Source organism: Paenibacillus sp. LBL (assembly GCF_029893715.1).
Classification (GTDB): Bacteria; Bacillota; Bacilli; order Paenibacillales; family Paenibacillaceae; genus Paenibacillus_AQ; species Paenibacillus_AQ glucanolyticus.
Genome location: NZ_JARXYU010000011.1, coordinates 36,895 through 59,811 on the forward strand (window position 1 = coordinate 36,895; position 22,917 = coordinate 59,811).

Consider the following 22,917-nt stretch of genomic DNA (forward strand, 5'->3'; position numbering starts at 1 on the left):
CGTTCGATAGTTAGAGCGCCTAATTTCGCGCTGAATGTTTCGCTAATAATCGCGTACATTTGTTCGTCAGCATTAGTCTTTGGTAATATTACAAGAAAAACTTCAAGGAGAATTATAATGTCTAGAATTCAAAGAACATCACAGATGACCAGTCGACATTGGGAGGATATATTAGAGGAGTTTCTAAGATTTAAGTTGCTTAACGGTATTGCTAAAACAACACACAAGGACTACATACGTACTGTCAATTTACTATTTAAAAGATTTCCGGATGCGTGGGGGTCTTATTATAAGTTGGAAGAGGCAGTTATCGATCATTTAAACCAAGAGGGAATAGCGCCAGCAACTTTCAATAGTCGTTTGACCTACTTACGGACGTTCTTCAAGTGGTGCGTGGAAGAAGGACATCTCAAAAAGAATCCACTTACCAAGATCAAAAAGCGTAAGGAGGGGTCGCGGATTGTAGCGATTAGCATAGAAACTTTGCAGGAACTGATTAGAGTACCCGACCAATCGACCTTCGTTGGTATGCGCGATTATACTCTCATAATTTTTACGCTAGACACTGGTATCCGGCCCTCGGAAGCACTGGCGCTTCAACCAAACGATTTTAATCTCATATCCGGCTGGGTTCGGATACCTGATGGCGCAGCAAAGACACGTGTTTCACGTACTCTTAATATTTCACCCGTTACTGTTGACGCTCTAAAACGGTTAATAGATATGAGGCCCCGATCGTGGGCGAATAAGGTTCCGGTATTTAGTACAGAGACTGGCAATGTCTTGAACAGGCATACGTGGGGCGACAGACTTGAGCGCCACAGTAAGCAGGTCGGCGTACATATCACGCCATATGCCCTTAGACATGCGTTTGCGCTCGAATTTCTTCGCAATGGGGCATCAGCGTTTAGTCTGCAAAAGACTTTAGGCCACGTAGATATATCGATGACTAAGCGGTATGTCGCCCTAGCAGATGAGGATTTAAAGAGGGATCATATTAAAGCGAGCCCACTAAATAAATTGATATAGCAAGAAAGACCGTTAATCCGTTAAAGGATTGCGGTCTTTCTTCGTTTCCTGTTACCGGTCTCAACGTTCCGTACGCGCACGTAATCGGCCGTATACCGTTCGATAAATCCTCGTTCGACTTCCGCATAGACTCCGGCCGAATCTTCCTCCCAAACGGAAATGAGCGTTTCCGATAAGGGTGCCGAAGAAATGGACGTCTTGATAAAGTTGCCGTAATTCGCGTTCTGTACTCATTGTGGCGATGATCCTATGCCGAAGAAGTATATGCCGGCAGCAATTGCACTTAATATTATGACAACAACGATAATTGCCGCTACAGTTCCCCATAAATTCTTCATTGCTTCTCATCCTCTATGTATTCGATAAGGTCGCCAGGTAACACGCCAAGCCCGCGGCAGAGTGCGTTCAGTGTCGGAAAGTCTATTCGCGCGTTTGCGTTTGTAGCCAAGGCTTTAACCGTATTCCGACTAATCCCCGAGATTTCTACTATATCTTTTTGAGTCAAATTACGCTTTTCCATTAATTTATCCAAAGAAAATCGAATCACAAATATTCCTCCAAATTAAATTAGTAAACTAGTTGACAAATGGTTGTCGTATAGTATACTAGATAACAAGTAAACTAGTTGACAAGTTCATATGTATACTAAGTATTACGTTCATTTTATCAGAGGGTTTCAACATATTCAATTAGGAGGTTTCATTATGAATATCGCATTCGAACGCACCGCCCGCCGCGGCTTTTACAGCGTCACACTAAACGGTAAACGCAGCTATGTCCCGTTCCGCCTTTTTTACGCAGTATTCCCACGCATGAATCGCCAAGTAACCAGAGGTACCGTCGAAGCCACGGACCGCCAGCTCGAAGCACTCGGCATCGTCGCGGAGATTATGGAGAAGGACCGCCACCAAATCCGCTATACAGTCGAACTCGGCTACGACATCTACGGGCGTCCTTGCGCCACGAACTACATAGTCAACGCGTTTCACCTCGGTCAGACTATCGCAATTGTGCCGGCCGCCTTCCGCCGCATTACTGGCGCACATGAACGGGCGACTGACGGTTGCATGGACGTGACCGGCGCGCAGCTCGGCGAACTCGGCTTTATCCGGAAGGAGGTCGTAAGTAATGCCGCAAGCAACGCAATATTATCCGCCTAGAACACGCAGGACAAGCCGCCGCGCACAACGTACGATTATCAAAGGCCTCGTTTGGGCTATCGGACTTATTTTACGGGAGGTGCTGTCGTGACCCTCGACTCTATTCCGGAGATCCGCGTTAGGCTCGAGAGTACCAGCGCATTGCAATTCCTTTGCCGCGACGTTCTTGATACCGGCGTCGACGTTGAATTTTCGTTATGATTTCGCTCCCCGATGATGCCGGCCGCGCGAACGGCTGATAAGCGGAGGGGAGTTCGGTACATACCGGCGGCAACCGGTAGTTGTGTAGTCGCGGCTCCAAACGTGACAGTCGGCGGTGCGCTAACACCGTTGATCCGAAGTTTTAATCGTCAGGATGGCGCCAAACATCGCTGGCGATCGATCAAAAACGCGCGATATGAGGCATGCAGGCCTCCCGGAAAGTATCGCGTAATCACGGCGACAGGCTGGCCGTTGAGACAATTGCGGATGAGGGAAACGGAATCCTTCGTCCGCTTTTGTTTATGTAATACGAGGGAACATACGTTTGGTTTCAGGTTTTTGTCCCATTTTCAAAAAAATTTGTCCTTATATTTTAGTAGACAAATGTGCGAATCGCCTCCGAATGTTGTTGAAGATAGTGTAGGCGGAAATATTTCACGCTAAAGTGTACGGTCCAGCCGATCGCGGTGTCATAACGTACGAAAGCGGAAATAAATTTCGCTGAGTTGTGCGGATCGCATTCAGTGTACGCGGAAATATTTAGCGACGGCCTGTACGGTTTCCGATCGGCGTCTGTCTAGGTAAGTGTAAGCGCGGAAATATTTTACGCAAAAAGTGTGCAGATGCTAAATGTCGCGTAGATAATACGATATCAGCGAAGAATTTTACGACAAATACAGTACAACCAAAAATTAAACGAAAAGGGAGACGATGAACAATGAAATTATACGTAATTAACGGGGGCCAAGGAAAAGCGGAAAAGGTGGAGGCCGAGCCTCAGTTGATTGATACTGTACTTTCGGAACAGAACAGTGCAACCGACTGGAAGGAAGAATTAAGAGAAAAATTCATCGCAGAAAACGAAGAAGAATGGGCGGAAGTAGGAAACGACTTGCGCGCGGCTCGAATTGAGCGGGGGATTTCTTTAGCAAGTGCAGCACGGCAGATTGGATTTTCTACGAGTACGTTAAGCAGATTTGAAAAAGGGCAGCCAGTTCGAAATGCTAATGTGATCGAGAGGTCTTATGGAATGATGATGACTATTCATGAATTAGAGTCGAGGCTTATGGCTGAGGGGAGAGATATTTATTATGACGAGGATGAAGAGCTCGAATTTGAGATACCTGAAGAAATTCTAAAATTCTCAATGCATGTAATGGGACGTGAGCATGAAGTGTGGGATTACGACTATAAGCGGATTCGCATCGACGCAGGTGGAGAGGAGTTTGTGATCGGAAAATGGGATTTCAAGTTCTCGACTGGGGATTTTAAGTGGACATTGTGTAAGATTGTTCGTAATCCAGACGGGTCGCAGCATCATATGGAAGAGTTAAAAAGTGGCTCAGCCAATTTCGAACAATTCACTTATTAATTCAGGAAAGAGGGGCGTCATCCTCGGCGCCCTACTATACGCAAAGGAGATGATTGGTTTGCCCGAAACAGCAACCGTTAGAAAGCCGCTACCCAACGATAAGACAACGTTATTAGACAATCCGCAAGGTTTCGAGGTTTATAACCGCGAGTTGGTCCGTAAAGTATTCCCACGTATTATAAACGAAGCATATGACGTTGTGTATGCGGACAAGGGTCGGAAACCGGAGATTCGCGATATAGTAGCGTTCTATTTCACGCTTCAATCGTATATTGACGGTAACCACTTGCGGGCGGACGGCACATATAATGACCGGTTCGGCGCGTGTTTCCTATCCTACGAAGCACTCATATCGTCGCTTCGAATCGATCGAACGCGAGTTAAGCTACTGGCAGACATACTAGAGACGAACGGTATAATCCGGATCGCGTCACACTACGAAGGGACGAAGCGCTTTAAATGGTATTTTCCGTCTTACTGTCCGCGAGTAACGGATGATGGATATATCGTTAACGAGGATGGCGAGATTATTAAGCCGGATTACTCCGTATATGGACGGAGAAAAAGAGGAAAGTCGCGCAGGACACACGACGGTTAGTATGCACAGGACACACTATGCATAGTATGCGCTGGACACACGGTAAAAAGAGAAAGGTGTAAAAGAGAAAGGTGTAAAAGAGAAACAAATAATACCGCGCCTTAACGGAATAGAACGGAATAAGAAAACCTTAAACACCGGTTTCGGAATAGAAGAACACTATTCCTCACGCGTCGTCACTTCGTTCCTAGCGAATATATACGAGTTAAACCTTTATATCACAAGTCAAAAGAATATCGCGATAGAAGTATATAAAACATATACCTTTGCGATGAAGATTATTCGAAGAAGAAAATATGCCCAGCCGTCGCGTCGAAATCGGAGGAGGAACCGTCCATGTCTACATCAGCGCCAGCCGCACTGCAAATAACACGAGAAGAGGTGTTTCGTCGCCATCGTGAGCATTTCACGGCACTACACGCGTCTATGATGCCGGCGGAAGTCCGCGCTGCATTGCCGAATACAAAACGAAAGCACTACCGATTATACGCGAGAACCTCGCAAACGGACCGGACAGACATTGTCGCGGATATGGCAGATATCTCCGATCGGTACTTTCGGGAGACACAACCGGACGGTTACGTTACTGAATTCGGAAAGCCAGCTCGCTGTCCAAAGCTACGCACACTTAACGCCTGCCAATCGCTTGAACTGCTTACGGATTATTTATTGGCGGAAGATCATTCAAAGGGGCTGTCACTGCGCGATAAGGCCAGGATAGAAGCTGGTGAGGACGAAGAGTACCCACCGTTGGACGCAGGTGCGCGGAGGTACATGGATTACGCCTATTACCTTGAATGCATTGGGGGAGGGTTGTCAGAACGGGAGAGCCACCGTTTGAAGGTTTGCGAAACCTGCCGTTGTGAATTTATTGACACATCGCCAGCTATTAATGCATTGGTTTGCGGAGAAAAATGCCGGCTTAAAAAGGACGCCATTCGTAAACGAATTGAACGAAACGATGACGATAGACTCAAGCGAAATCGCGAACGGCAGGCGCAGGAATATCCGTTCTACTCTCCGGTAGAAATGTACGAAATAACAACGCGTGGAGAGTCTGTCCGCGGGGATGTGATAGAAGCTGCAGATCGGGCCAGGATTAAACAAGAACGAGGTAAACGTAAACCTACGAATGTGACGATGGACTCCGACCGTCAGTATTACCCGAACAATCATAAACGTTGGCGTTCACAGAAGGAAGGGAAGGAACTAGCCGGCGAGGTAGTAACATATAATCTTCGCAACCAGCCTCTAACAGAAGAGTGGAAGAGTTGTCGACACCTCGGACATTTATCCTTATAGTTGGGAACGGATGTTCCTGCGTCTTTTATTTGACTAGCATGTAAGAAATTTAAATAAGAGAGGGGAATGTAAAATGGATGGGTTGGGTGTAATGGCGGTTAGAATCAATGCTGACATGACTCAGGTTGAATTTGCCGAAAAACTTCGTGTCAGTCCGGCGCTAATTTCTTTAGTGGAAAGCGGTCGAAGGACCGTTACAGAAGAATTACAGGTTCGGATCGCTCAAGCATTTGGAACAGGTCCAGATGTTATTCAAGCGATCGAGCGCGCGAGAGATTCGAAAAAACTAGCGCTTTAAAGCGTCTCTTTTATTTTTCGCACTCATATTTGAAAAAGTTTAAAATATCCCAATTTAATTTTACAACGAAATCAAACGGGGGTCAAGACTTGGGGGACCAAATTTTAAAAAGAATCCAAACACTCGCCCGCAATCACTGCGCAGCCTTCACAGGTACCTCCGGATGCCGATACGAACCCAACGGCCAGTCACGTTGCCAATGGTTTCGCGAAGATCCGCAGGCGCTACCGTTCATCGAGGCCGGTGACATGCAGTGCCTGGAATTTGAACGCGCTGTGCTGCCGACAGATCCCGAATTAGAATCGCGCTACTTTAACCGCGAAGAGAACTCGGCGACTTGCGAGCGCTGTTCAACTCCGATCGTTAAGACGTCGAACCGTACGAAGTATTGCGGAGAGTGTCGCGAGGTCAGACGGAAACAAGGCGCAGCTGATCGGGCTAGGAATCGATATTGGACGGCCAGAACCTAACGTTTTAGGACGTAAAAACCCGCGTAGTGATGCGGGTTCTCGGGCGTCAATTTAACGAGGTAGGGTGTTTATACCGGAAAGCTGAAAAACGACATCTAAAGCGTTAGAAAGAGAGGTGGAACATGAATGACAAACAAGCCGACGCAAAGCATTACTGTCCTTATTTTCGAAGCGATTGCGGCTGCGTTTTGCTTCAAGCGATGAATAAGGCGGATTTTCGTTGCAAGGTTTGGCGCGGCGCGGAAAGCATTCGCTGCAGATTCTTAGATACTCAAGTTGCGAAAAGGAGCGATTGAGATGATTAGCGTTGAATACGGCGCACGTTGGCCGATTAAATTCGAGCCATTTCCTGTGGACGAGGTGCCGGAGTTATATGACGAGTTGATTAGGTTCGTCGGCGGCCGGATCAATATCGAAACTTGGCGCGAACTGGATGACGTTAAACGATGCCGGCTAATCGAGAAACTTACGATCGAGTTCTGCAAAGAAACCTCGCCTAAGAAGACGTACGGAGTCGGACAGGCTATGGTGCGCGGCGGCATTATTGAATCGCTGGACATTTTCGGAGGAGGCGGCAGTCAGTGGCTAAGCAAATACGGGTCGTATCAATCGAACCCATCGAGTATTACCGAAGACTTGTCACCTTGCGAGACGAAGACGGAGCCGAGTATACGATTCATTACGGCGAGGCGGTCTCCGAGGAGTTCATACGCAAGTTCGCGCCAATGATGGTTACCGCAAAACATAAAAAACGGAGGTAGAAACTAATGACTAAGCCGGCAGATTACTACGTGTTCCATCGGGTTTATGAGATTGGATTCTGCGAGTACGCGACGGACACCACCGTCTTTATTGACGAAGATCCGACGCGATTCGAACGTGAATACGCCAACGTAAAACCGGAAGAGGCCATTAACTTCTCGCTTTCTGAGGCGGTAGCTCTTGCCTGGGAAATGATCGGCGAAGACGCCACCTGTATCATCGATTCCAACGGTTCGCCCTACGTGGATTGGCAGGCATTCAACGCAACACAATACGAGGAGGAAACAGTATATGAATAACGTTTACATGCTTCAAGATCACGTAGACCACGACCAGACAAGACGCTTAGAAGGAAAGGCGTACGCAGTTGATGCGGACAAGGCTCAGGAGTTAGTAGCGCGAGGAATCGCAGTTAAGGCGGATTTCCCAACGCTGGATAACATAAAGAGGAATATTGAGCGCGCGGTTGAGATGTACAAGGAACACGCCGACCGTACCGATAAGAACGCCGTCATGAGTGCGCATGAGCGGCAATACTCCGTACTTAAAGCGCGCGAAGCTCTTGACGAGAAGGTCGAGCAGCTAAAAAAGGACTACGAAACGGAACTCAAAGCGCTGACAGTTGTTGCGGCACAAAACGCATTTAAGGCAGAAGCGTCCACTCCGGAAGCACAGGCGTTTGTTGACGGCGTTCTCCTGCAAGTTCGAACAGGCAAGGCGGAGGATGTCGCGGAGATGATCCGTGCCCAACTGCCTACCATGCCCGCGGCTACAAAGGCTGAGTTAATGCGTAGGTTTGACGAGATCGAAAAGTATGCGCCGGCAACCGTTAACTCGTCCGGATCTGTTAGCGGTAAGACTGCGGGGATATTCCGTTCCTTGTTGCCGGCACTTCGTGATAACAGTTCCACGTTAGAATACAAGATGCTGACCACGATTCAAAGAGACGGCGCACCGGATACACCGTACCGTCTCCTTAAGATGAGACACCGTACGTACCAGCCGGGTTATCTTGCGTCAGAGGTATTTGGTCAGTACAGATCGGACCGCGAATATGAGGCCGCTATGCGCTCGCTAAAGGACGGTGAGTAATATGGGGAAACGTTTCAGGCTACCGCTGAACCTGCAGCTATTCGCGGAGGAAATAGAAGGCGAGGAACAGCCGCCAGCCGAATCGGATATCGACGCTTTGACCGGTAGGATTGACGAGTTAACAACCGCAATTAAGCGCCAGACACTCGCTAAGCTCGGATTGAAACCGGAGGAAATCGACTATGCTATCGAGCACATTGATGCGGATAACGAACGGGACATCCTGGCCGCAATATCGGAGTTTGGCGATGACTTGCCGGTCCTGGTCCGTGTTAAGCAACTGCAGCAATTGAGTGTACACGGGGCTGACCCAAACCTTAATAACGGATTTAGACAAATGCCGAAGCAGATTGACTATGCGGCCAAGGCTAAGCAAACAATCGAACGACTTAAAGCAAGCGGAAGAATAAGAAGATAACGGAGGCCCTTATCGGGGTCTCGTTTTAATTTAAGGGGGAATTGACATGTACGAAACAGAGATAGACGCACTATCAGCGCTCGAACCTGCCGCACGCCTAATCGCGCAGATAACGGAATGGCGGCGGCCAGGCGAGTACCGGTTCAAAGCGGATTTTCCAGCGGAATATAAACAATGGGTCCGCACCGCTAACATACTGCGTAAGTCTAAAGACCGGGATTTCCGCGACTACGGCCAGCACATGCGCCGGTTTAGCGATGTAACTACGGAACTGGACGAGCTGCCGAAGGATTCGCGCAAGTTCAGACGGAAGATGGCGGAGTTCGGGCGGGTCGTGGATCACGGCTTGAAGGTTCACGCCAGGATTAGCGAAAGGGTGGTGACTGACGATGGCATTTGATTTATTGGGGCGCATCAAGATTACCGATGATGGTGCGTCTCGAACGCTGGATAAGGTGCGCAGGGAAACCGACCAGTTACGGAGGATGACGGATCGGGCTAAGAGGGCAACGGATCTTTATACCGACTCGTCAGGCCGGTTACGTGACGCGCAAGGACGGTTTGCGGCCGCCGCTAGTCAGTCAGAATCCGCGCTCGGGCGATTCCGTAACTCGCTCGGAGGAACAAGCCGCGCACTCGGAACGGCTACGCGTCAGACAGGCGGACTTATTCGTCAGGTGGCCGCGCTTGGTACGGCTTATCTCGGAGTGCAGGCAGTCCAAGGGTTGTTTAGCAAGACGATAGGGGCGGCAGCTAATTACGAAATGAACAAAGTTTCGTTTGATGCGATGTTTGGCAAAGATTATACGAAGCAGGCTGGAGAATACCTTGCCTTTCTTCAAGAACGCGCGGATATATCCTCGCTCGAATTAAGCGACTTTATCACTGGGGGTAGAAGTGTTATCCCACTTACCAAAGACGTTGAGCAGCTTAAGAAGGCAACGAACCTTATGGAACGTTTGGCCGCGCTTGATCCCCTACAGGGAATGGAAGGAAGTTCACTAGCGATCCGTGAGATGCTATCCGGAGATTCCCAAAGTCTAGTGGAGCGATTCGAAATGCCTAGAAAAGTATTGAACGATATCAAGAATTTAGATATCGCGGATCAGCTCCGAGAACTCGATAAGTTATTTGAGAAGATGGGCGCAAGTAATGAGTTGATCGAAGCGCAATCCAAGACTTCACTCGGCCAATACAACAAGGCAATAGGGCGGATAACCACGTCGCTGAGAGAAATGGGGACGCGTGGACTCGATAAGATTGCGCCGTTGCTTCGTGATTTCAATAAATGGCTGGATAGCGCCGACTTCGAAAAACTCAAAGCGTGGGGTTCTGATGTGTTCTCTGGATTCGTTTCAGGTGCCGTGAATATGGTACGGAAGGCAACAGATTACCTCAATACCAACTTCATCAATAATCCGGAGTTCCAGCGGCTGCCCGACATCCAAGCCAAAATAAAATACATCTTTAACACTCTGTGGGATGACTTTACAGCATGGTACAACACTGAGGGTCGCGCAAAGGTTCAGGCGATCGCAACGGATCTCACGAACACGCTCGGAGCCGCATTAAGTGCGTCGCCTCCAGCGTTACTTGGCGGTGGTGCTGCGGCGAAGTTCCTCGGTGGTGGCGGAGGTAAGGGCGGCAAAGTCGCGGCATTAGCGATCAATCCGTACGTAGTCGGCGGTGGCGCAGCGTTGGCCGCGATGGGCTATAGTTCAAGCGTGTGGGAGAGCGTGAAGAGTAATCCGGACTCGATCTATAGTTCGAAGGTTATCGGCGGAGGCAGTAACGCGCCAGTAGTGCCGAACACGACGAAGATAACGGAATCGCAGGTTGACACCCTAGTCGGACATTTACGCGGCCATAACGGCGGACTCCTCCACGTCCCATACAACGGATATACTGCATCGTTGCACTCCGGTGAGGCCGTGTTGACTCGCGAAGAGGCCAAGCGTTGGAGGGGCGAGAGTGGCGCTAATTATGGTGACGGCGGTTCAGGCAGCGTAGTTATTACCGGAAATACGTTCCATGTACGCGAGGAAGCCGACATACAAAAGATAGCGCGGCAACTGGCGTATGCGATGGCGAGATAATTAACACTTGCGGAATCATTGGCGTTTAACACTGCGCTAGTGGTTCCGCCTTTTTTATTTACGAAGGAGGTACGCTAGTATGGCGAAGAAGAAACGCCGTTCACGTAGGCTGCCGCTAAATGAGCGCCACTATGCCGCAATCGAGTTATTATCGGATGTACCATCGCGTAATCACGAAGACATAGCGTATATTCTCGGGATTAGCCGCATGACGTTATACCGTTGGCGCCAACGTGAGGACTTCGACAAGGAATTACACAAAGCCATTATGCGGAAGGTACGCGCTAGACATCCTCGCAGAAAGACCCGATGGGAACTCGATACGCCTGCGCAGGTGGAGCGATTCTTTGTTGTTTCGGGATGGCTGTAACAAAAACGACAATTTAGTCGGATTATCCGAAATGTCTGCGGAATGGCTAAAAACGGCTGTATTTACGAGGAATAACCGTCGATTCGGCGGTAATTCTAGCGCGATTAACCTGTTACAAAACTACACTTTTCGGAAATTTTCCGTAGCCGACTACGTACGACTACTAGCGAATTTATCCGCCGCATGCCTGGGACGGACGTGCCCTCGAAAATTTCAGGGGGGTCCAACCGCATATTTATGCGCTAAATCGGTGTATAAACGGTTTGAATACGATGCATAATCGGACGTAATCGGACTAATGGCGTAACCATGCGGATTACAGCGTTAGCCGACACCGTTATGATTATCAATCAGCTAGGTATCGCGATGAATAACGAATGCATAACGGTCGATCCCGCGAAGGGCGGGGTGTGCCTCCCGCGAACGAACCCGAAATCTGATACCCGAAGAATCCGCGTAAAATTTTAAACTCATGGTGTTTGGGTAAGTATGGAAATGTTATTATATTTAGAGTAGGGAAATAGAGAGGGGCAAACTTTATGACGTCATTGGTTGTGGAACTTCAACGAGATGCACTAGACTCTAAAGTAAGTATTGCTGACTTAATAAAGAAGGCATATGTTGTTGCAAGAAAGCTGAATATTCCAGACTTCCAAAACTGGCTCCAAAATGAGATGAATGGGTACACTGGCGGGGATACAGTACCGGAGTATCGAAATATAAAAGGGCAGGCTCAGTTCTATAATCCTTACTATGGGTGGAGGCCAATTGAGTTTGATGGTAGTAAACTACAAATGTTATTTAGTTCAAGAATGGTAGGCCAATCTGTAACAGAGCTTGAGTCAGCTGTTAAGAATTCAAAGGGAACTTTAGAAATGAGTTATCCAGTAGAGGGAGTAAAATTACTACAAAAACAGACTCCATTTCAAACTTCGTTTAGAATGCAAATTTCAAGTTCACAGGTAGAACAGATTCTTCATTCTGTTAGAAATATAATATTGGAATGGTCAATAAAGCTAGAAGAGGATGGTATAACAGGAGAAGGGATGAGTTTCTCGGTGAAAGAAAAAGAAACAGCAAAAGAGCACTCCTATAATATTGTAAATATTATTGAAAATATGAACCAGTCTCAAATACAACAAGCTACAACAGGATCTGAACAATCCTTAAGTATATCAAATTATAATAGCGATTCCCTGATTAAGTTTGTAGAAACCTTCGATGAGAATCTAAGCAAACTCAACCTGGCAGCTGACATTGAAAATGAAGTAAAGAAAGAATTGGCTAACATTAAAGAAGAAGCTAACTCTGAGAATCCTGATCATGGTGTAATTAAGAAAGGACTCACTTTGCTTAAGAAAACTCTTGGGGGGGTAAGTACCAATCTAATTGCCTCCGGATTGATACATGAGATGTCCAAATTAGACTTTCCATATCTATAATTAGGTTGATGAGGTTGTATCTTCATGCTATTATAATAGTAGAAACTAATCCGATAAGCGTAGATGTGACCGAATCAATCCGTTATGTGGCCGTAAGCTGAACGTTGATAAAACGCCAGTTATACCGGAAACGATAACGAAAATGTGACTCGAAATCAGTTAGGCGTCGCAAGGCGTGCGTGGGTTCGAATCCCACCCTTTCCGCCACCATCGTTTATAAGTTCCGCTGTTATGGATGTAAACGAGACGGTTACATAAGTTAGGTGTAAGCTGTATATGCACCTTTGAATAAGACACTCTCTTGCAAGGTTATCCTGCAGAGAGTGTTTTTCGATTTGCTAAGGAATTTATCCAATCCACTTGCTGAAGTGAAAAAAAGAAGGACCCGATTGGGCCCTTCCTTCTGGGTAGGCGGTGCTTGTGAATTGGAATCATTTTATCAGCACTTATGCGAACCTTGTCAATAGCTTCACTTGTCCAAGAGGTCAAGCATTCGGCTCATTTCCTTAGCTTGCAATCCGTGTGAATATCAGAAACCTCATGCGTCGTTCAGCTGCAACGTTCAACGGAACCACACCTCTCTCATGCACCGCCTGATTATAATGTGCGCCTGAAGCATGATTTGTATGCATGGTTACGTTGATGGAAATATATGCCTCGCTGTTCAATGAGGGATTCACGTGGATGGATATGTGGATCCATAAAGCCCAATTGATGGCGGAACCTGTATCACGCGAATGCCATCTGCAGATACAATGAATCAACAGTGACGCGGCTTATTTGATAAAAGTGAGCACAGCTTTCTTTTGTTACTTAGGCTGTACTCTGCGTTTATTCAACCATACACGGTCATCATTCTGGGTTTCTGGAAAGGTGTCACCCCGGCTCATTTTGATCTGGCGCGGATTCTCGATCCCCATGATATGGTCTCTGACGCCTACTTCCATATAAACCCCGTTGTTAGGGGCCTTGTCGCCTGCACGAAATTCGGTCTGTTCTCCCATTGCGGGTCTACCTCCTCATTATGATGGATGGACTGCATGTATTATCATGCGCCAATGGACGGCAAATCATCGCAGGGAATGTGAGAAAAGCGCGGTAATAAAGGGAAGAGTGCCTGTACGACAGGGAAAAGAAACTTGCATCCGATCATCCGTTCTGATATAGTATTATGGTGCGAGTTAGACTCGCTCCTTGCTCTCAACAGGGATTGAGGGCCGAAGTCCATAAGGAGGTGAAACATATGCGCAAATATGAAGTGATGTACATTATTCGTCCTGACATTGAACAAGAAGCTGTTCAAGCTGCAGTCGATAAATTCCAAGGCATCATCTCCAACGGCGGAGAAATTACAAAGCATGACGTAATGGGTAAACGCCGTCTTGCGTATGAGATCAAGAAATTCCGTGATGGCGTATTCGTTCTGGTAAACTTCAACGCAACACCTGAAGTTGTAGCTGAACTTGAGCGTCTCATGAAGATTTCTGACGAAGTTATTCGTTATCTCATCACGAACGACGTTGCTTAAGATGTAGAAGACTTTGTAATTGATTTCGTTCTAGGAGGGGATTGGATTGTTGAACCGTGTCATTTTGATTGGCCGACTGACTAAGGATCCCGAGCTGCGATATACTCCTTCAGGTGTTGCTGTAACGCAATTTACACTTGCTGTTGATCGTCCATTTACTGGACAAGGCGGGGAGCGCGAAGCGGATTTTATTCCGGTCGTGACCTGGAGACAGCTTGCGGAGACTTGTGCCAACTATCTGCGTAAAGGCCGTCTGACGGCTGTTGAGGGGCGCATTCAAGTGCGGAATTACGAGAATAACGAAGGTAAGCGTGTATACGTCACCGAAGTCATTGCCGATAATGTTCGCTTCTTGGAGTCAAACCGTGAAACAAGCGGTGGCGGAGGAACTCGTGAGGAATCGTCGTTCAGCGGAGGAAGCAGCAGCAGCAATAGCAGCGGCGGAAACCGTGGGAACAATAACTACTCGCGAAACAACAATCAGGATCCTTTTTCCGATGAAGGAAAACCGATCGATATATCGGATGATGATTTGCCATTTTAATACGGAAAGGACTGACAACGCATGGCTTTTAAACAAAGAGAAGGCGGAGACAACGACAAAAGACCGGCACGCCGTGGCGGCCGTAACAAGCGTCGTAAAGTATGTTTCTTCACTGTGAACAAAATTACTCACATTGATTATAAAGATACAGATCTGCTCAAAAAATTCATCAGCGAGCGCGGAAAAATCTTGCCTCGTCGTGTAACAGGCACTAGTGCAAAATACCAGCGTGCTCTGACGATTGCGATCAAACGCTCCCGTCAAATCGCATTGCTTCCATACACAACTGAGTAATCATTGTGCTCCAGCGATCCAGCCTAACCATAGGCTGGATCGCTTTTTTATTGTGTAAGTCAACAGCTTGTCTGCGAGCAGAGGTAGCTTAGCAGGCATGATCCTTCTTGCTAGAGGTATAAATTGCCCCTCTGATAAAAGCTGAACGATCAGCAAAGAGAAAATGCCTGGGCTCATATCATCACAGCAGTGAAAGTAATCATCAAATTTATGGTGATATCAGTTTAACCAAATGTTGGGATACAATGTCTTCGTAGAAGAATACTGTCTCCTCAGAGTGTACATTTTGATTACATGGCTGTGCACAAGAAATACAAGTGCGGTGTAAAGCTTTCCAGTTTTAAAGCCCTGAAACCCTGTCTGTTTCAAATGGACATTGTCTATTGCAAGCAATACATTGTCAAGAATGATTTAGACCTTCATTCAGAAAGAAAAATTAAAAATAAACGGCTGAAAACCACCCTTCGAAAAAAATTCCTTCTATTATATATAGCTATACAGAGGCCACCTTAAATAAGCATGAAACCCATTAAATAAACAGTCCAAGAAATCTACAAGAGATGTATCGAAAAATGAGATCATTACAGCATCATTTATGCCTCTATATAGAAGAGGATGTTCTGCCTATTTAATCAGAGAGAACGCACATTGCTGTAATATTGCACTAAAGAAAATTTAATATTGTGATTACATAAAATTTGCAGAAATCTTTCAGTTCCCTGATGTCCACTCCAGGGATACAAGCGTACATGAAGTGGAAGCTCAATGATGTTAGTCTTATTATGCATATTCCTCCTCCATTATCCAAACGATAAGGAAAAAGGAGGTAGTTGTATGTGCAGAAGATTCTCACTATCCGCAGGGATCGATGAGGTGAATGAACGTTTTGGTATCCATCGGGTAATGTATTATTATAAGAGCCGGTATAATATTAGTCCAACCCAAACCATGCCCGTCATCGTACAGGAGCAGGGGGAGCGCGTGCTTGATGAGTATCGCTGGGGGCTGGTTCCATATTGGGGAAAGGACGCGGTCAATGCCGATTTTACGACAGTGGATCAGAACCCAACATACCGGAGAGCAATCGATACGAGACGATGCGTTATTCCATGCAACGGTTTATATTACTGGAGAACGATTGGTAAACGGGGTTATGCTGTCAGAACGGTTATCGGGGAGAATGAAATTTTCGGCATGGCAGGGCTATATGAGACATGGCGGGATGCCAGAGGCAACGAAATGAGAACATGCACGGTCTTAATGACAGAAGCGAATGAAGCCATTCGGGAATTCGAAACGCGCATGCCAGCTATTTTGTCAGAAGAGAATATGCGCAAGTGGTTAGATCCTGAGGTCCAGGGAACGAATGCGGTCTATCCGCTGCTTAACACGTATCGGGGACAGATGCGGATGTATCCAGTAACACCACTTATAGCTGACGATTCGCATGATCATCAGCAGTGTATTGAAGAAATGGATTTAAAATTAGCTTGGGTGAAGAACCTATAGTTCGTAAGTATGAAAGACAAAGGTCGATTTATCTGACATGGAATTCAAAGCAAAAAGCAATCTGGAGCTGTGCTCGGGTTGCTTTTTTAGCGTTAATGGAGCAGTGGACTAAACTATGAAAATATGGAAAGCGGATGAATTACGTCATCTAATAACGAGTAAAAGCTTATGGTCAGAATGATATATAACATGGAATTAAGTTCTTGCTTTATCAAGAAGGAACTAAATGGTATTGTGTAATATAACATAACATTTATTTGACCGAAATATTGAAAAACAAAAGGTTTTAAATGATTAATAAAATACTGTGTTATGATTCATGACGTAAACAGTGCAAATACCAATGAGTTTATAGTTATTTATTGTAAATAAATCTTGATATTACATACATTTTCAGTAAACTAAGGATATACAACGGAAATAAACTTAATTATTACCCCCAAAAACGACGTTAAAAACATGATTTTTGAGAAAAATGAAAAAAAGTAATTGACGTTACCTAAATTTACACGTATCATAACATTAATTTTATAGGCAAGAAGATATTGCTAGAGACTTTGGCACTAATTGACCAATGGTATATTTTCTGTAAATCTTTCAATTTATTTCACATCATGCAATGACATCCCAGGAACTTTTAAGTATAAGTACCCGAAATTATTTAAGGATGATTTCAATATTCGTCCTGATAATTTATAGCAACAACATTTTTTAAGAGGAGGATTCGCATGAAGAAAAGAATGTCACTCTTGTTCGTGATCATGCTCATGGCCGTTACGGTTCTGGCAGCGTGCTCGGGCGGAGGAACAGCAGAACAGCCACCAAGTCAAGGGGAGCAAACAGAGCAACCACCAGCTGAAGGCAATGGCACAGAAACTACAGAACCGCCAGCCGAAGGTGGAGATGAGAGCCAAGGTTACTTCGAAGCTACTGATCCATCATTGAACCCAGCAGCTGCATTGAATCGTAAAGATACACTTATTGTTGGTATGACAGCACCAAAAGGGGTATTTAGCCCATTCTACTGGCAAACTGCATATGACAAATTTGTTGTAGAAGCTATGTTCGACTCTTTCTTCTCTATTCAAGGTGACGGTACTTACGCGAACCGTTTGGCTGAAAGTGTTGAGGTTTCCGAGGATAAGTTGAAGTATACATTCAAATTGAAACCAGGCGTTACCTATTCAAACGGTGACCCGGTTACAGTAAAAGATTATGCGTTTGCAATGAAGGTTTATCATGATTCCAGCTATGACGGTCAAACCGATATGCTGTCTGTCAACATCAAAGGCGGTAAAGAGTATAACGAAGGCAAAGCTACCGATATTTCCGGTATTAAAGTTATCGATGATAACACGATTGAAATTGAAGTTACAGAAGCAAATGCGATGACAAAAGACAATCTCGGAACCGTTTCGTTTGTTCCAGAATCTTACTATGGCAAAGGTTACAAGCAAGGAAATCTCGAGTACATGAAAGAACTGCACGCTAAACCTATTGGCAGCGGTCAATATGTACTGAAGAGCTTCTCCCCAGGTCAAGAGGTAGTATTGGAAGCAAATCCTAACTATTTCCTGGGCGCACCAAAAATCAAAAACGTAATTTACAAAACAACAACTGAAGAAACCAGATTGGCTATGTTCCAATCCGGTGAGATCGATATGGATATGGTTACAGTAAACGAGGATAATGTAGAGGCTTTGAAAGAAATGGGCTTCCTGGACATTAACATTTTCCCAACCAATGGTTATGGCTATGTTGCAATGAACCATAAAGATCCAAAATTCCAAGATCCTAAAGTCCGTCAGGCTTTGATCTATGGTTTGAACCGTGCAGAAGTTGTAGAAATCATCTATGGTCAATATGCTAACGTGATCAACATTCCACAGTCCAGCCAATCATGGGCTTACACAGAAGAAGGCATTGAGCCTCACGAGTTTGATATGGAGAAAGCGAAGCAGCTTCTTGATGAAGCAGGCTGGGCACCAGGTGCTGACGGCATCCGCGAAAAAGACGGCAAGAAATTTGAAATTCATTTCTCTGCTACAGCAGACAACCCGGTAATTGATGCGCTGATTCCAGTAATGACTCAAAATTACCAAGAGTTGGGTATCAAATTAACCGCAGAAACTTTGGATTTTAACGCCATCATGGACAAGAAGGATAAAGGCGAGTTCGAAATGTTCTTTGCTGCATGGGGCTTGACTCCAGATCCAGACTCCACTGTATATATTACGGATGGAAATCAGAACGATATCGGATACTCCAATCCTGCTTATGACGCAGCTATGAAAAAAGGTTTGAACGCCTTTGATCTGGAAGAACGTAAAGCAGCTTATGCAGAAGCATATCGAATTCTGAACGCAGATGTTCCGGACCTCCCGATTTATCAAAGACGTGATGCATGGACAATCAACTCCAGATTGAACGGCATCGATATTACGCCTTACAAAACTTTCGCTATTGATCTTTACAAAGCGGAAATTGAACAATAGCATCAAGAAACATATGCTCAGCTCGCAAGAGCTGGGCATATCCACTTATAAGCCGGGAGGAATATTATGAAGCAGTACATTATCCGGAGGCTGCTGCAGATTATCCCGACAATGATCGGGATTTCAATTATCATATTTGCTATATCATCTTTGGTACCAGGTGATTATATCACTGCAGTGAACAACCCGACGATGACTGCTGAGAAGGCAGCACAGCTTCGGGCAATTTACGGTTTGGATAAGCCGCCAGTCGAGCGTTATCTGACGTGGGTCGGCAATATGTTAAAGGGTAATCTCGGAGATTCCCTTGTGCACAAACAACCTGTTACAACCGTAATGGGGAACTATGTATGGAATTCCTTTTTTATTGCCTTTTTCAGTTTGATATTGAGTTGGATTATTGCAATATTTGCTGGCGTATTCTCAGCCAAGTTCCAATACTCTTTATTTGATAAGATTGTCACATTAGTTATCTTTTTGTGTATGTCACTGCCTTCTTTCTTTATTGGACTCCTTCTTATCAAGTTTTTAGCTTTGGATTTAGGGTGGTTCCCGGTTGGCGGCATGAAGACTTCAGGGTTTAATGGAAACACATGGGATCAACTTGTTGATATTGCATGGCATATGTTCATGCCGGTTACCGTACTTACCATGCTAAGCACAGGTGGTTTGACGCGGTATTTCCGTACAAGCATGCTGGAAGTTATCCGTCAGGATTACATTCGGACTGCTCGGGCTAAAGGCTTGAAAGAACGTACGGTTATCTTCAAGCATGCGCTGCGCAATGCAATGCTCCCTGCGATCACTTTGATGGGCTTCGAACTACCAAGCTTATTTGGTGGGGCCATCATTTTGGAGAAGATTTTCATCTGGCCCGGGGTAGGTCAAGTATATCTGGAATCCATCAGCATGCGGGATTATCCGTTTATGCTAGGTTTCACGGTATTCATATCTATACTGACACTTCTCGGCAACCTGTTGTCTGACGTTCTGTATGGAGCTGCAGATCCAAGAATTCGCTTAAAGTAGGAGGAGATTCATTTGTCCGCAGAGGCTGCACCATTAAAAACGAATCTACCAGTTCAGAAGAAGCAGCCGGATTCTCCATGGCGAATAGCTATTCGCCGTTTTTCCAGAAACCGTCTCGCTGTCATTGGACTTTTCATAATCGTATTTATGTTTTTGTTATGTTTTGTTGGCCCAGTATTCTCACCTTATTCCTTATATGATTACAGTGTAGCTGACAAGAATTTGCCCCCAAGCTCGAAGTTCTGGCTAGGAACCGATAAACTGGGGCGTGACATTCTCCTGCGTATGATGCTCGCGGGCAGAATATCCCTTACGGTTGGACTTGTAGCCACAGGGATTTCCATTATTATCGGTGCCACCCTTGGCGCTTTGGCAGGATTTTATCGCAGATGGGTAGATACGCTGATTATGCGTATGGCTGACATCTTCATGGCCTTGCCTACACTGCCGATCCTCATTATTTTGGGTGCTATCTTGTCCGACTTGAAGGTCGAACCAGCAGATCGTATCTATTTCCTAATGCTGATTATCGGTGTACTCGGCTGGAGCGGTATTTCCCGTCTCGTGCGGGGGCAAATATTGACTCTTCGTGAACAGGAGTTTATGCAGGCAACGGAAGCTTTGGGGCTTAAAGATCGTCGGAAAATCTTCCGTCATTTGCTGCCCAATACGATTCCTATCATTATTGTATCGGCAACATTAGGCGTAGCAGGTGCGATTATTTATGAATCTGCATTAAGCTTTCTCGGGGTTGGTGTTGTTCCACCAACGCCATCATGGGGGAATATGATCTCAGCCGCAAACAATTTGATTGACTTCCGTAAGAGACCGTGGCTCTGGATACCGCCAGGCATGTGCATTCTTGTAACGGTTGTAGCAATCAACTTGATTGGTGACGGGCTTCGCGACGCACTTGACCCGAAAATGAAGAAGTAGGAGATGCGAATATGGCAAAAGAATTAGTTGAATTCCGTAATTTAAAAACGCATTTTCAAACCTCCGCAGGTACTGTAAAAGCCGTCGACGATGTCAGCTTCAAAATCCGTGAAGGCGAAACACTGTGCGTGGTAGGTGAATCGGGCTGTGGTAAAAGCGTGACAGCCATGTCACTCATGCGTTTAATTGATACACCTCCAGTAGGGGGCGAGATTTTTTATGATGGCAAGGACCTTCTGAAGATGAGCAAGCGCGAAATGAGCTTGATTCGTGGTAATGATATCGCCATGATCTTCCAGGAACCGATGACCTCACTCAACCCGGTATTGACGATCGGGGAACAAATTGTTGAACCGATTCTGCTTCATCAGTTGGTTAATCGTAAAGAAGCAAAAAAACGTGCAATTGACCTCATTAATCTCGTTGGGATTCCGCGTGCGGAGAAGATTTTCGACTCTTATCCGCATGAACTTAGTGGCGGTATGCGCCAGCGGATCATGATTGCCATTGCACTCAGCTGTAATCCGAAGCTCTTGATCGCTGATGAGCCAACAACAGCACTCGACGTTACGATTCAGGCCCAGATTCTGGATCTGATGCGCGATATTAAAGGGAAGCTGAACACATCCATTATGTTAATTACGCATGACCTGGGTGTGGTCGCCGAGATGGCGGATTATGTTGTAGTTATGTATGCAGGCAAAGTCATTGAAGAAGCGCCTGTAATCGAGCTCTTCAAGCATCCGAAGCATCCTTATACCAAAGGACTTCTGAAAGCTAAACCGATTATTAACCAGACGCAGGAACGTCTGTACTCAATTCCGGGACAGGTTCCAAACCCGGTGGATCTTGGAGACAACTGTCATTTCCATGATCGCTGTGAATCGTGCATGCAGATATGTACAGAGAAAACACCTCCGCTCGGTACCGATCCGAATGGCCACAAGGTCGCTTGCTGGTTGTATGAAGAGGAGGGGAAAGCACAATGAGTCAGGCACTGGTCGAAATTGATGGTTTGAAGAAATACTTTCCCATTACCGGCGGCATATTGCAGCGGACGGTGGGCAATGTAAAAGCGGTCGATGGCGTCAGCTTTTCCATTAACAAAGGCGAATCATTTGGGCTTGTAGGCGAATCAGGCTGCGGTAAGAGCACCATTGGCCGGACCATTCTTCGCTTGCTGGAAAAAACAGAAGGTAAAGTAATCTTCAATGGTCAGGATATCCATTCATTATCTAAAGAGAAATTGCGTGCACTTCGTCCGAAAATGCAAATCGTGTTTCAGGATCCATTTAGCTCGCTGAACCCAAGAATTAAAGTAGGGGAAGCGATTGGCGAGGCTCTGATTGACCACGGCTTAGTTAATCGCAGAGAACTTAAAGACCGGGTTATTGAAACGCTTGAGATCTGCGGCCTTGCCGCATATCACTATGATCGTTATCCGCATGAATTCTCTGGCGGACAACGACAACGGATCGGGATTGCCCGTGCGTTGATTCTAAATCCCGACTTTATCGTAGCGGATGAGCCCGTATCGGCATTGGATGTTTCAATCCAAGCGCAAATCATCAACTTGCTTAGTGACTTGCAGCGTGAGAAGCAGTTGACCTATCTGTTCATTTCTCATGATCTCAGCGTTGTAGAGCATTTGTGCAATCGAATTGGGGTAATGTATCTGGGATCGATGGTAGAAATGGCCAGCAAGGAAGAGCTGTTCCGCAATCCGCTGCATCCTTATACCAAAGCGTTGCTGTCAGCCGTACCCGTACCGGATCCAACGCTGAAGCGCGATCGGATCGTACTGAAAGGCGACATTCCAAGCCCGGCGAATCCGCCATCCGGCTGTAAGTTCCACACTCGCTGTCCGCTGGCTTCGGATCTGTGCAAACAGGAGATTCCAGAATACCGCAATATGGGCGATAATCATTTTGTAGCTTGTCACTACGCTTAATATGACTCTTCTTATCTAAAT

At 46.0% G+C, this 22,917-nt stretch carries 26 protein-coding genes; 24 read left to right on the plus strand and 2 right to left on the minus strand.

The window, feature by feature from the left end; all coding sequences use genetic code 11:
* Window positions 1-117 precede the first annotated feature (117 nt).
* Window positions 118-1,029 carry a tyrosine-type recombinase/integrase gene (locus M2277_RS20945; RefSeq protein ID WP_006207356.1) on the plus strand — a complete coding sequence of 304 codons (912 nt, stop codon included), beginning with the start codon at window positions 118-120 and terminating at the stop codon, window positions 1,027-1,029.
* 334 nt (window positions 1,030-1,363) lie between these two features.
* Here M2277_RS20945 and M2277_RS20950 read toward each other — a convergent pair whose 3' ends face one another.
* Complete coding sequence (locus M2277_RS20950; protein WP_006207355.1) at window positions 1,364-1,576, minus strand: helix-turn-helix domain-containing protein; 213 nt, start codon at window positions 1,574-1,576, stop codon at window positions 1,364-1,366.
* Between the two features lie 157 nt (window positions 1,577-1,733).
* Here M2277_RS20950 and M2277_RS20955 point away from each other — a divergent pair, with 157 nt between their 5' ends.
* From M2277_RS20955 to M2277_RS21020, 14 genes are all read left to right on the plus strand, one after another.
* A complete protein-coding gene (locus tag M2277_RS20955) occupies window positions 1,734-2,189 on the plus strand; it encodes a hypothetical protein (RefSeq protein WP_006207354.1) in 456 nt (151 codons plus the stop codon).
* Window positions 2,190-3,108: 919 nt separating this feature from the next.
* Window positions 3,109-3,762 (plus strand): helix-turn-helix domain-containing protein, encoded by a 654-nt coding sequence (locus M2277_RS20960; protein WP_006207352.1) that lies wholly within the window; start codon window positions 3,109-3,111, stop codon window positions 3,760-3,762.
* 49 nt (window positions 3,763-3,811) lie between these two features.
* Complete coding sequence (locus M2277_RS20965) at window positions 3,812-4,360, plus strand: hypothetical protein (RefSeq protein ID WP_040680087.1); 549 nt, start codon at window positions 3,812-3,814, stop codon at window positions 4,358-4,360.
* 336 nt (window positions 4,361-4,696) lie between these two features.
* Entirely contained in the window at window positions 4,697-5,662 is a 966-nt protein-coding gene (locus tag M2277_RS20970) for a hypothetical protein (RefSeq protein WP_006207350.1), read from the plus strand.
* 73 nt (window positions 5,663-5,735) lie between these two features.
* Complete coding sequence (locus M2277_RS20975) at window positions 5,736-5,960, plus strand: helix-turn-helix transcriptional regulator (protein WP_006207349.1); 225 nt, start codon at window positions 5,736-5,738, stop codon at window positions 5,958-5,960.
* 248 nt (window positions 5,961-6,208) lie between these two features.
* Window positions 6,209-6,430 carry a hypothetical protein gene (locus M2277_RS20980; RefSeq protein WP_138917765.1) on the plus strand — a complete coding sequence of 74 codons (222 nt, stop codon included), beginning with the start codon at window positions 6,209-6,211 and terminating at the stop codon, window positions 6,428-6,430.
* A 297-nt stretch (window positions 6,431-6,727) separates the two neighbouring features.
* Complete coding sequence (locus M2277_RS20985) at window positions 6,728-7,159, plus strand: hypothetical protein (protein WP_006207348.1); 432 nt, start codon at window positions 6,728-6,730, stop codon at window positions 7,157-7,159.
* A 38-nt stretch (window positions 7,160-7,197) separates the two neighbouring features.
* Entirely contained in the window at window positions 7,198-7,491 is a 294-nt protein-coding gene (locus M2277_RS20990; RefSeq protein ID WP_006207347.1) for a hypothetical protein, read from the plus strand.
* Window positions 7,484-8,284, plus strand: coding sequence for a hypothetical protein (locus M2277_RS20995; protein WP_006207346.1), 801 nt, complete (start codon window positions 7,484-7,486; stop codon window positions 8,282-8,284). The genes M2277_RS20990 and M2277_RS20995 overlap by 8 nt, the downstream gene beginning before the upstream one ends.
* Before the next feature lies 1 nt (window position 8,285).
* Window positions 8,286-8,702, plus strand: coding sequence for a hypothetical protein (locus M2277_RS21000; protein ID WP_006207345.1), 417 nt, complete (start codon window positions 8,286-8,288; stop codon window positions 8,700-8,702).
* 46 nt (window positions 8,703-8,748) lie between these two features.
* Entirely contained in the window at window positions 8,749-9,102 is a 354-nt protein-coding gene (locus M2277_RS21005; protein ID WP_006207344.1) for a hypothetical protein, read from the plus strand.
* Between the two features lie 85 nt (window positions 9,103-9,187).
* Window positions 9,188-10,798 (plus strand): hypothetical protein, encoded by a 1,611-nt coding sequence (locus M2277_RS21010; protein ID WP_280755479.1) that lies wholly within the window; start codon window positions 9,188-9,190, stop codon window positions 10,796-10,798.
* A gap of 79 nt (window positions 10,799-10,877) precedes the next feature.
* On the plus strand, window positions 10,878-11,168 hold the full coding sequence (locus M2277_RS21015; RefSeq protein ID WP_006207342.1) for a phBC6A51 family helix-turn-helix protein: 291 nt from the start codon (window positions 10,878-10,880) through the stop codon (window positions 11,166-11,168).
* A 539-nt stretch (window positions 11,169-11,707) separates the two neighbouring features.
* Window positions 11,708-12,610, plus strand: coding sequence for an AbiTii domain-containing protein (locus M2277_RS21020; RefSeq protein WP_280755480.1), 903 nt, complete (start codon window positions 11,708-11,710; stop codon window positions 12,608-12,610).
* An 809-nt stretch (window positions 12,611-13,419) separates the two neighbouring features.
* Here the strand turns inward: M2277_RS21020 and M2277_RS21025 are convergent.
* On the minus strand, window positions 13,420-13,614 hold the full coding sequence (locus tag M2277_RS21025) for a YjzC family protein (RefSeq protein ID WP_006207336.1): 195 nt from the start codon (window positions 13,612-13,614) through the stop codon (window positions 13,420-13,422).
* 239 nt (window positions 13,615-13,853) lie between these two features.
* Here M2277_RS21025 and rpsF point away from each other — a divergent pair, with 239 nt between their 5' ends.
* The 9 genes from rpsF to M2277_RS21070 all read left to right on the plus strand — a co-directional run bounded on the left by rpsF (window position 13,854) and on the right by M2277_RS21070 (window position 22,896).
* Window positions 13,854-14,138, plus strand: a complete 285-nt coding sequence (gene rpsF, locus M2277_RS21030) for a 30S ribosomal protein S6 (protein ID WP_036640509.1) — start codon at window positions 13,854-13,856, stop codon at window positions 14,136-14,138.
* A 46-nt stretch (window positions 14,139-14,184) separates the two neighbouring features.
* The gene (gene ssb, locus M2277_RS21035) at window positions 14,185-14,682 is read left to right on the plus strand and encodes a single-stranded DNA-binding protein (RefSeq protein WP_006207334.1); all 498 of its coding nucleotides are present in this window, start codon (window positions 14,185-14,187) and stop codon (window positions 14,680-14,682) included.
* Window positions 14,683-14,703: 21 nt separating this feature from the next.
* A complete protein-coding gene (gene rpsR, locus M2277_RS21040) occupies window positions 14,704-14,976 on the plus strand; it encodes a 30S ribosomal protein S18 (protein ID WP_006207333.1) in 273 nt (90 codons plus the stop codon).
* A gap of 834 nt (window positions 14,977-15,810) precedes the next feature.
* Complete coding sequence (locus M2277_RS21045) at window positions 15,811-16,485, plus strand: SOS response-associated peptidase (protein ID WP_036640504.1); 675 nt, start codon at window positions 15,811-15,813, stop codon at window positions 16,483-16,485.
* 728 nt (window positions 16,486-17,213) lie between these two features.
* Window positions 17,214-18,980: an ABC transporter substrate-binding protein gene (locus M2277_RS21050; RefSeq protein WP_036640502.1), complete on the plus strand. Its 1,767-nt coding sequence runs from the start codon at window positions 17,214-17,216 to the stop codon at window positions 18,978-18,980.
* Window positions 18,981-19,046: 66 nt separating this feature from the next.
* Window positions 19,047-20,009: an ABC transporter permease gene (locus M2277_RS21055; protein WP_006207328.1), complete on the plus strand. Its 963-nt coding sequence runs from the start codon at window positions 19,047-19,049 to the stop codon at window positions 20,007-20,009.
* Window positions 20,010-20,021: 12 nt separating this feature from the next.
* The gene (gene opp4C / locus M2277_RS21060) at window positions 20,022-20,945 is read left to right on the plus strand and encodes an oligopeptide ABC transporter permease (protein WP_006207327.1); all 924 of its coding nucleotides are present in this window, start codon (window positions 20,022-20,024) and stop codon (window positions 20,943-20,945) included.
* An 11-nt stretch (window positions 20,946-20,956) separates the two neighbouring features.
* Entirely contained in the window at window positions 20,957-21,934 is a 978-nt protein-coding gene (locus M2277_RS21065; protein ID WP_006207326.1) for an ABC transporter ATP-binding protein, read from the plus strand.
* Window positions 21,931-22,896, plus strand: coding sequence for an ABC transporter ATP-binding protein (locus M2277_RS21070; protein ID WP_006207325.1), 966 nt, complete (start codon window positions 21,931-21,933; stop codon window positions 22,894-22,896). The genes M2277_RS21065 and M2277_RS21070 overlap by 4 nt, the downstream gene beginning before the upstream one ends.
* The last annotated feature ends 21 nt before the right edge of the window (window positions 22,897-22,917 follow it).

Excerpts from the sequence above, each read along its gene's own strand:
- M2277_RS20945 (WP_006207356.1), top strand. The coding sequence starts at position 118 with ATGTCTAGAATTCAAAGAACATCACAGATGACCAGTCGACATTGGGAG.
- M2277_RS20955 (WP_006207354.1), top strand. The coding sequence starts at position 1,734 with ATGAATATCGCATTCGAACGCACCGCCCGCCGCGGCTTTTACAGCGTC.
- M2277_RS20960 (WP_006207352.1), top strand. The coding sequence starts at position 3,109 with ATGAAATTATACGTAATTAACGGGGGCCAAGGAAAAGCGGAAAAGGTG.
- M2277_RS20965 (WP_040680087.1), top strand. The coding sequence starts at position 3,812 with ATGATTGGTTTGCCCGAAACAGCAACCGTTAGAAAGCCGCTACCCAAC.
- M2277_RS20970 (WP_006207350.1), top strand. The coding sequence starts at position 4,697 with ATGTCTACATCAGCGCCAGCCGCACTGCAAATAACACGAGAAGAGGTG.
- M2277_RS20975 (WP_006207349.1), top strand. The coding sequence starts at position 5,736 with ATGGATGGGTTGGGTGTAATGGCGGTTAGAATCAATGCTGACATGACT.
- M2277_RS20980 (WP_138917765.1), top strand. The coding sequence starts at position 6,209 with ATGCAGTGCCTGGAATTTGAACGCGCTGTGCTGCCGACAGATCCCGAA.
- M2277_RS20985 (WP_006207348.1), top strand. The coding sequence starts at position 6,728 with ATGATTAGCGTTGAATACGGCGCACGTTGGCCGATTAAATTCGAGCCA.
- M2277_RS20990 (WP_006207347.1), top strand. The coding sequence starts at position 7,198 with ATGACTAAGCCGGCAGATTACTACGTGTTCCATCGGGTTTATGAGATT.
- M2277_RS20995 (WP_006207346.1), top strand. The coding sequence starts at position 7,484 with ATGAATAACGTTTACATGCTTCAAGATCACGTAGACCACGACCAGACA.
- M2277_RS21000 (WP_006207345.1), top strand. The coding sequence starts at position 8,286 with ATGGGGAAACGTTTCAGGCTACCGCTGAACCTGCAGCTATTCGCGGAG.
- M2277_RS21005 (WP_006207344.1), top strand. The coding sequence starts at position 8,749 with ATGTACGAAACAGAGATAGACGCACTATCAGCGCTCGAACCTGCCGCA.
- M2277_RS21010 (WP_280755479.1), top strand. The coding sequence starts at position 9,188 with ATGACGGATCGGGCTAAGAGGGCAACGGATCTTTATACCGACTCGTCA.
- M2277_RS21015 (WP_006207342.1), top strand. The coding sequence starts at position 10,878 with ATGGCGAAGAAGAAACGCCGTTCACGTAGGCTGCCGCTAAATGAGCGC.
- M2277_RS21020 (WP_280755480.1), top strand. The coding sequence starts at position 11,708 with ATGACGTCATTGGTTGTGGAACTTCAACGAGATGCACTAGACTCTAAA.
- M2277_RS21025 (WP_006207336.1), bottom strand. The coding sequence starts at position 13,614 with ATGGGAGAACAGACCGAATTTCGTGCAGGCGACAAGGCCCCTAACAAC.
- rpsF (WP_036640509.1), top strand. The coding sequence starts at position 13,854 with ATGCGCAAATATGAAGTGATGTACATTATTCGTCCTGACATTGAACAA.
- rpsR (WP_006207333.1), top strand. The coding sequence starts at position 14,704 with ATGGCTTTTAAACAAAGAGAAGGCGGAGACAACGACAAAAGACCGGCA.
- M2277_RS21045 (WP_036640504.1), top strand. The coding sequence starts at position 15,811 with ATGTGCAGAAGATTCTCACTATCCGCAGGGATCGATGAGGTGAATGAA.
- M2277_RS21050 (WP_036640502.1), top strand. The coding sequence starts at position 17,214 with ATGAAGAAAAGAATGTCACTCTTGTTCGTGATCATGCTCATGGCCGTT.
- M2277_RS21055 (WP_006207328.1), top strand. The coding sequence starts at position 19,047 with ATGAAGCAGTACATTATCCGGAGGCTGCTGCAGATTATCCCGACAATG.
- M2277_RS21065 (WP_006207326.1), top strand. The coding sequence starts at position 20,957 with ATGGCAAAAGAATTAGTTGAATTCCGTAATTTAAAAACGCATTTTCAA.
- M2277_RS21070 (WP_006207325.1), top strand. The coding sequence starts at position 21,931 with ATGAGTCAGGCACTGGTCGAAATTGATGGTTTGAAGAAATACTTTCCC.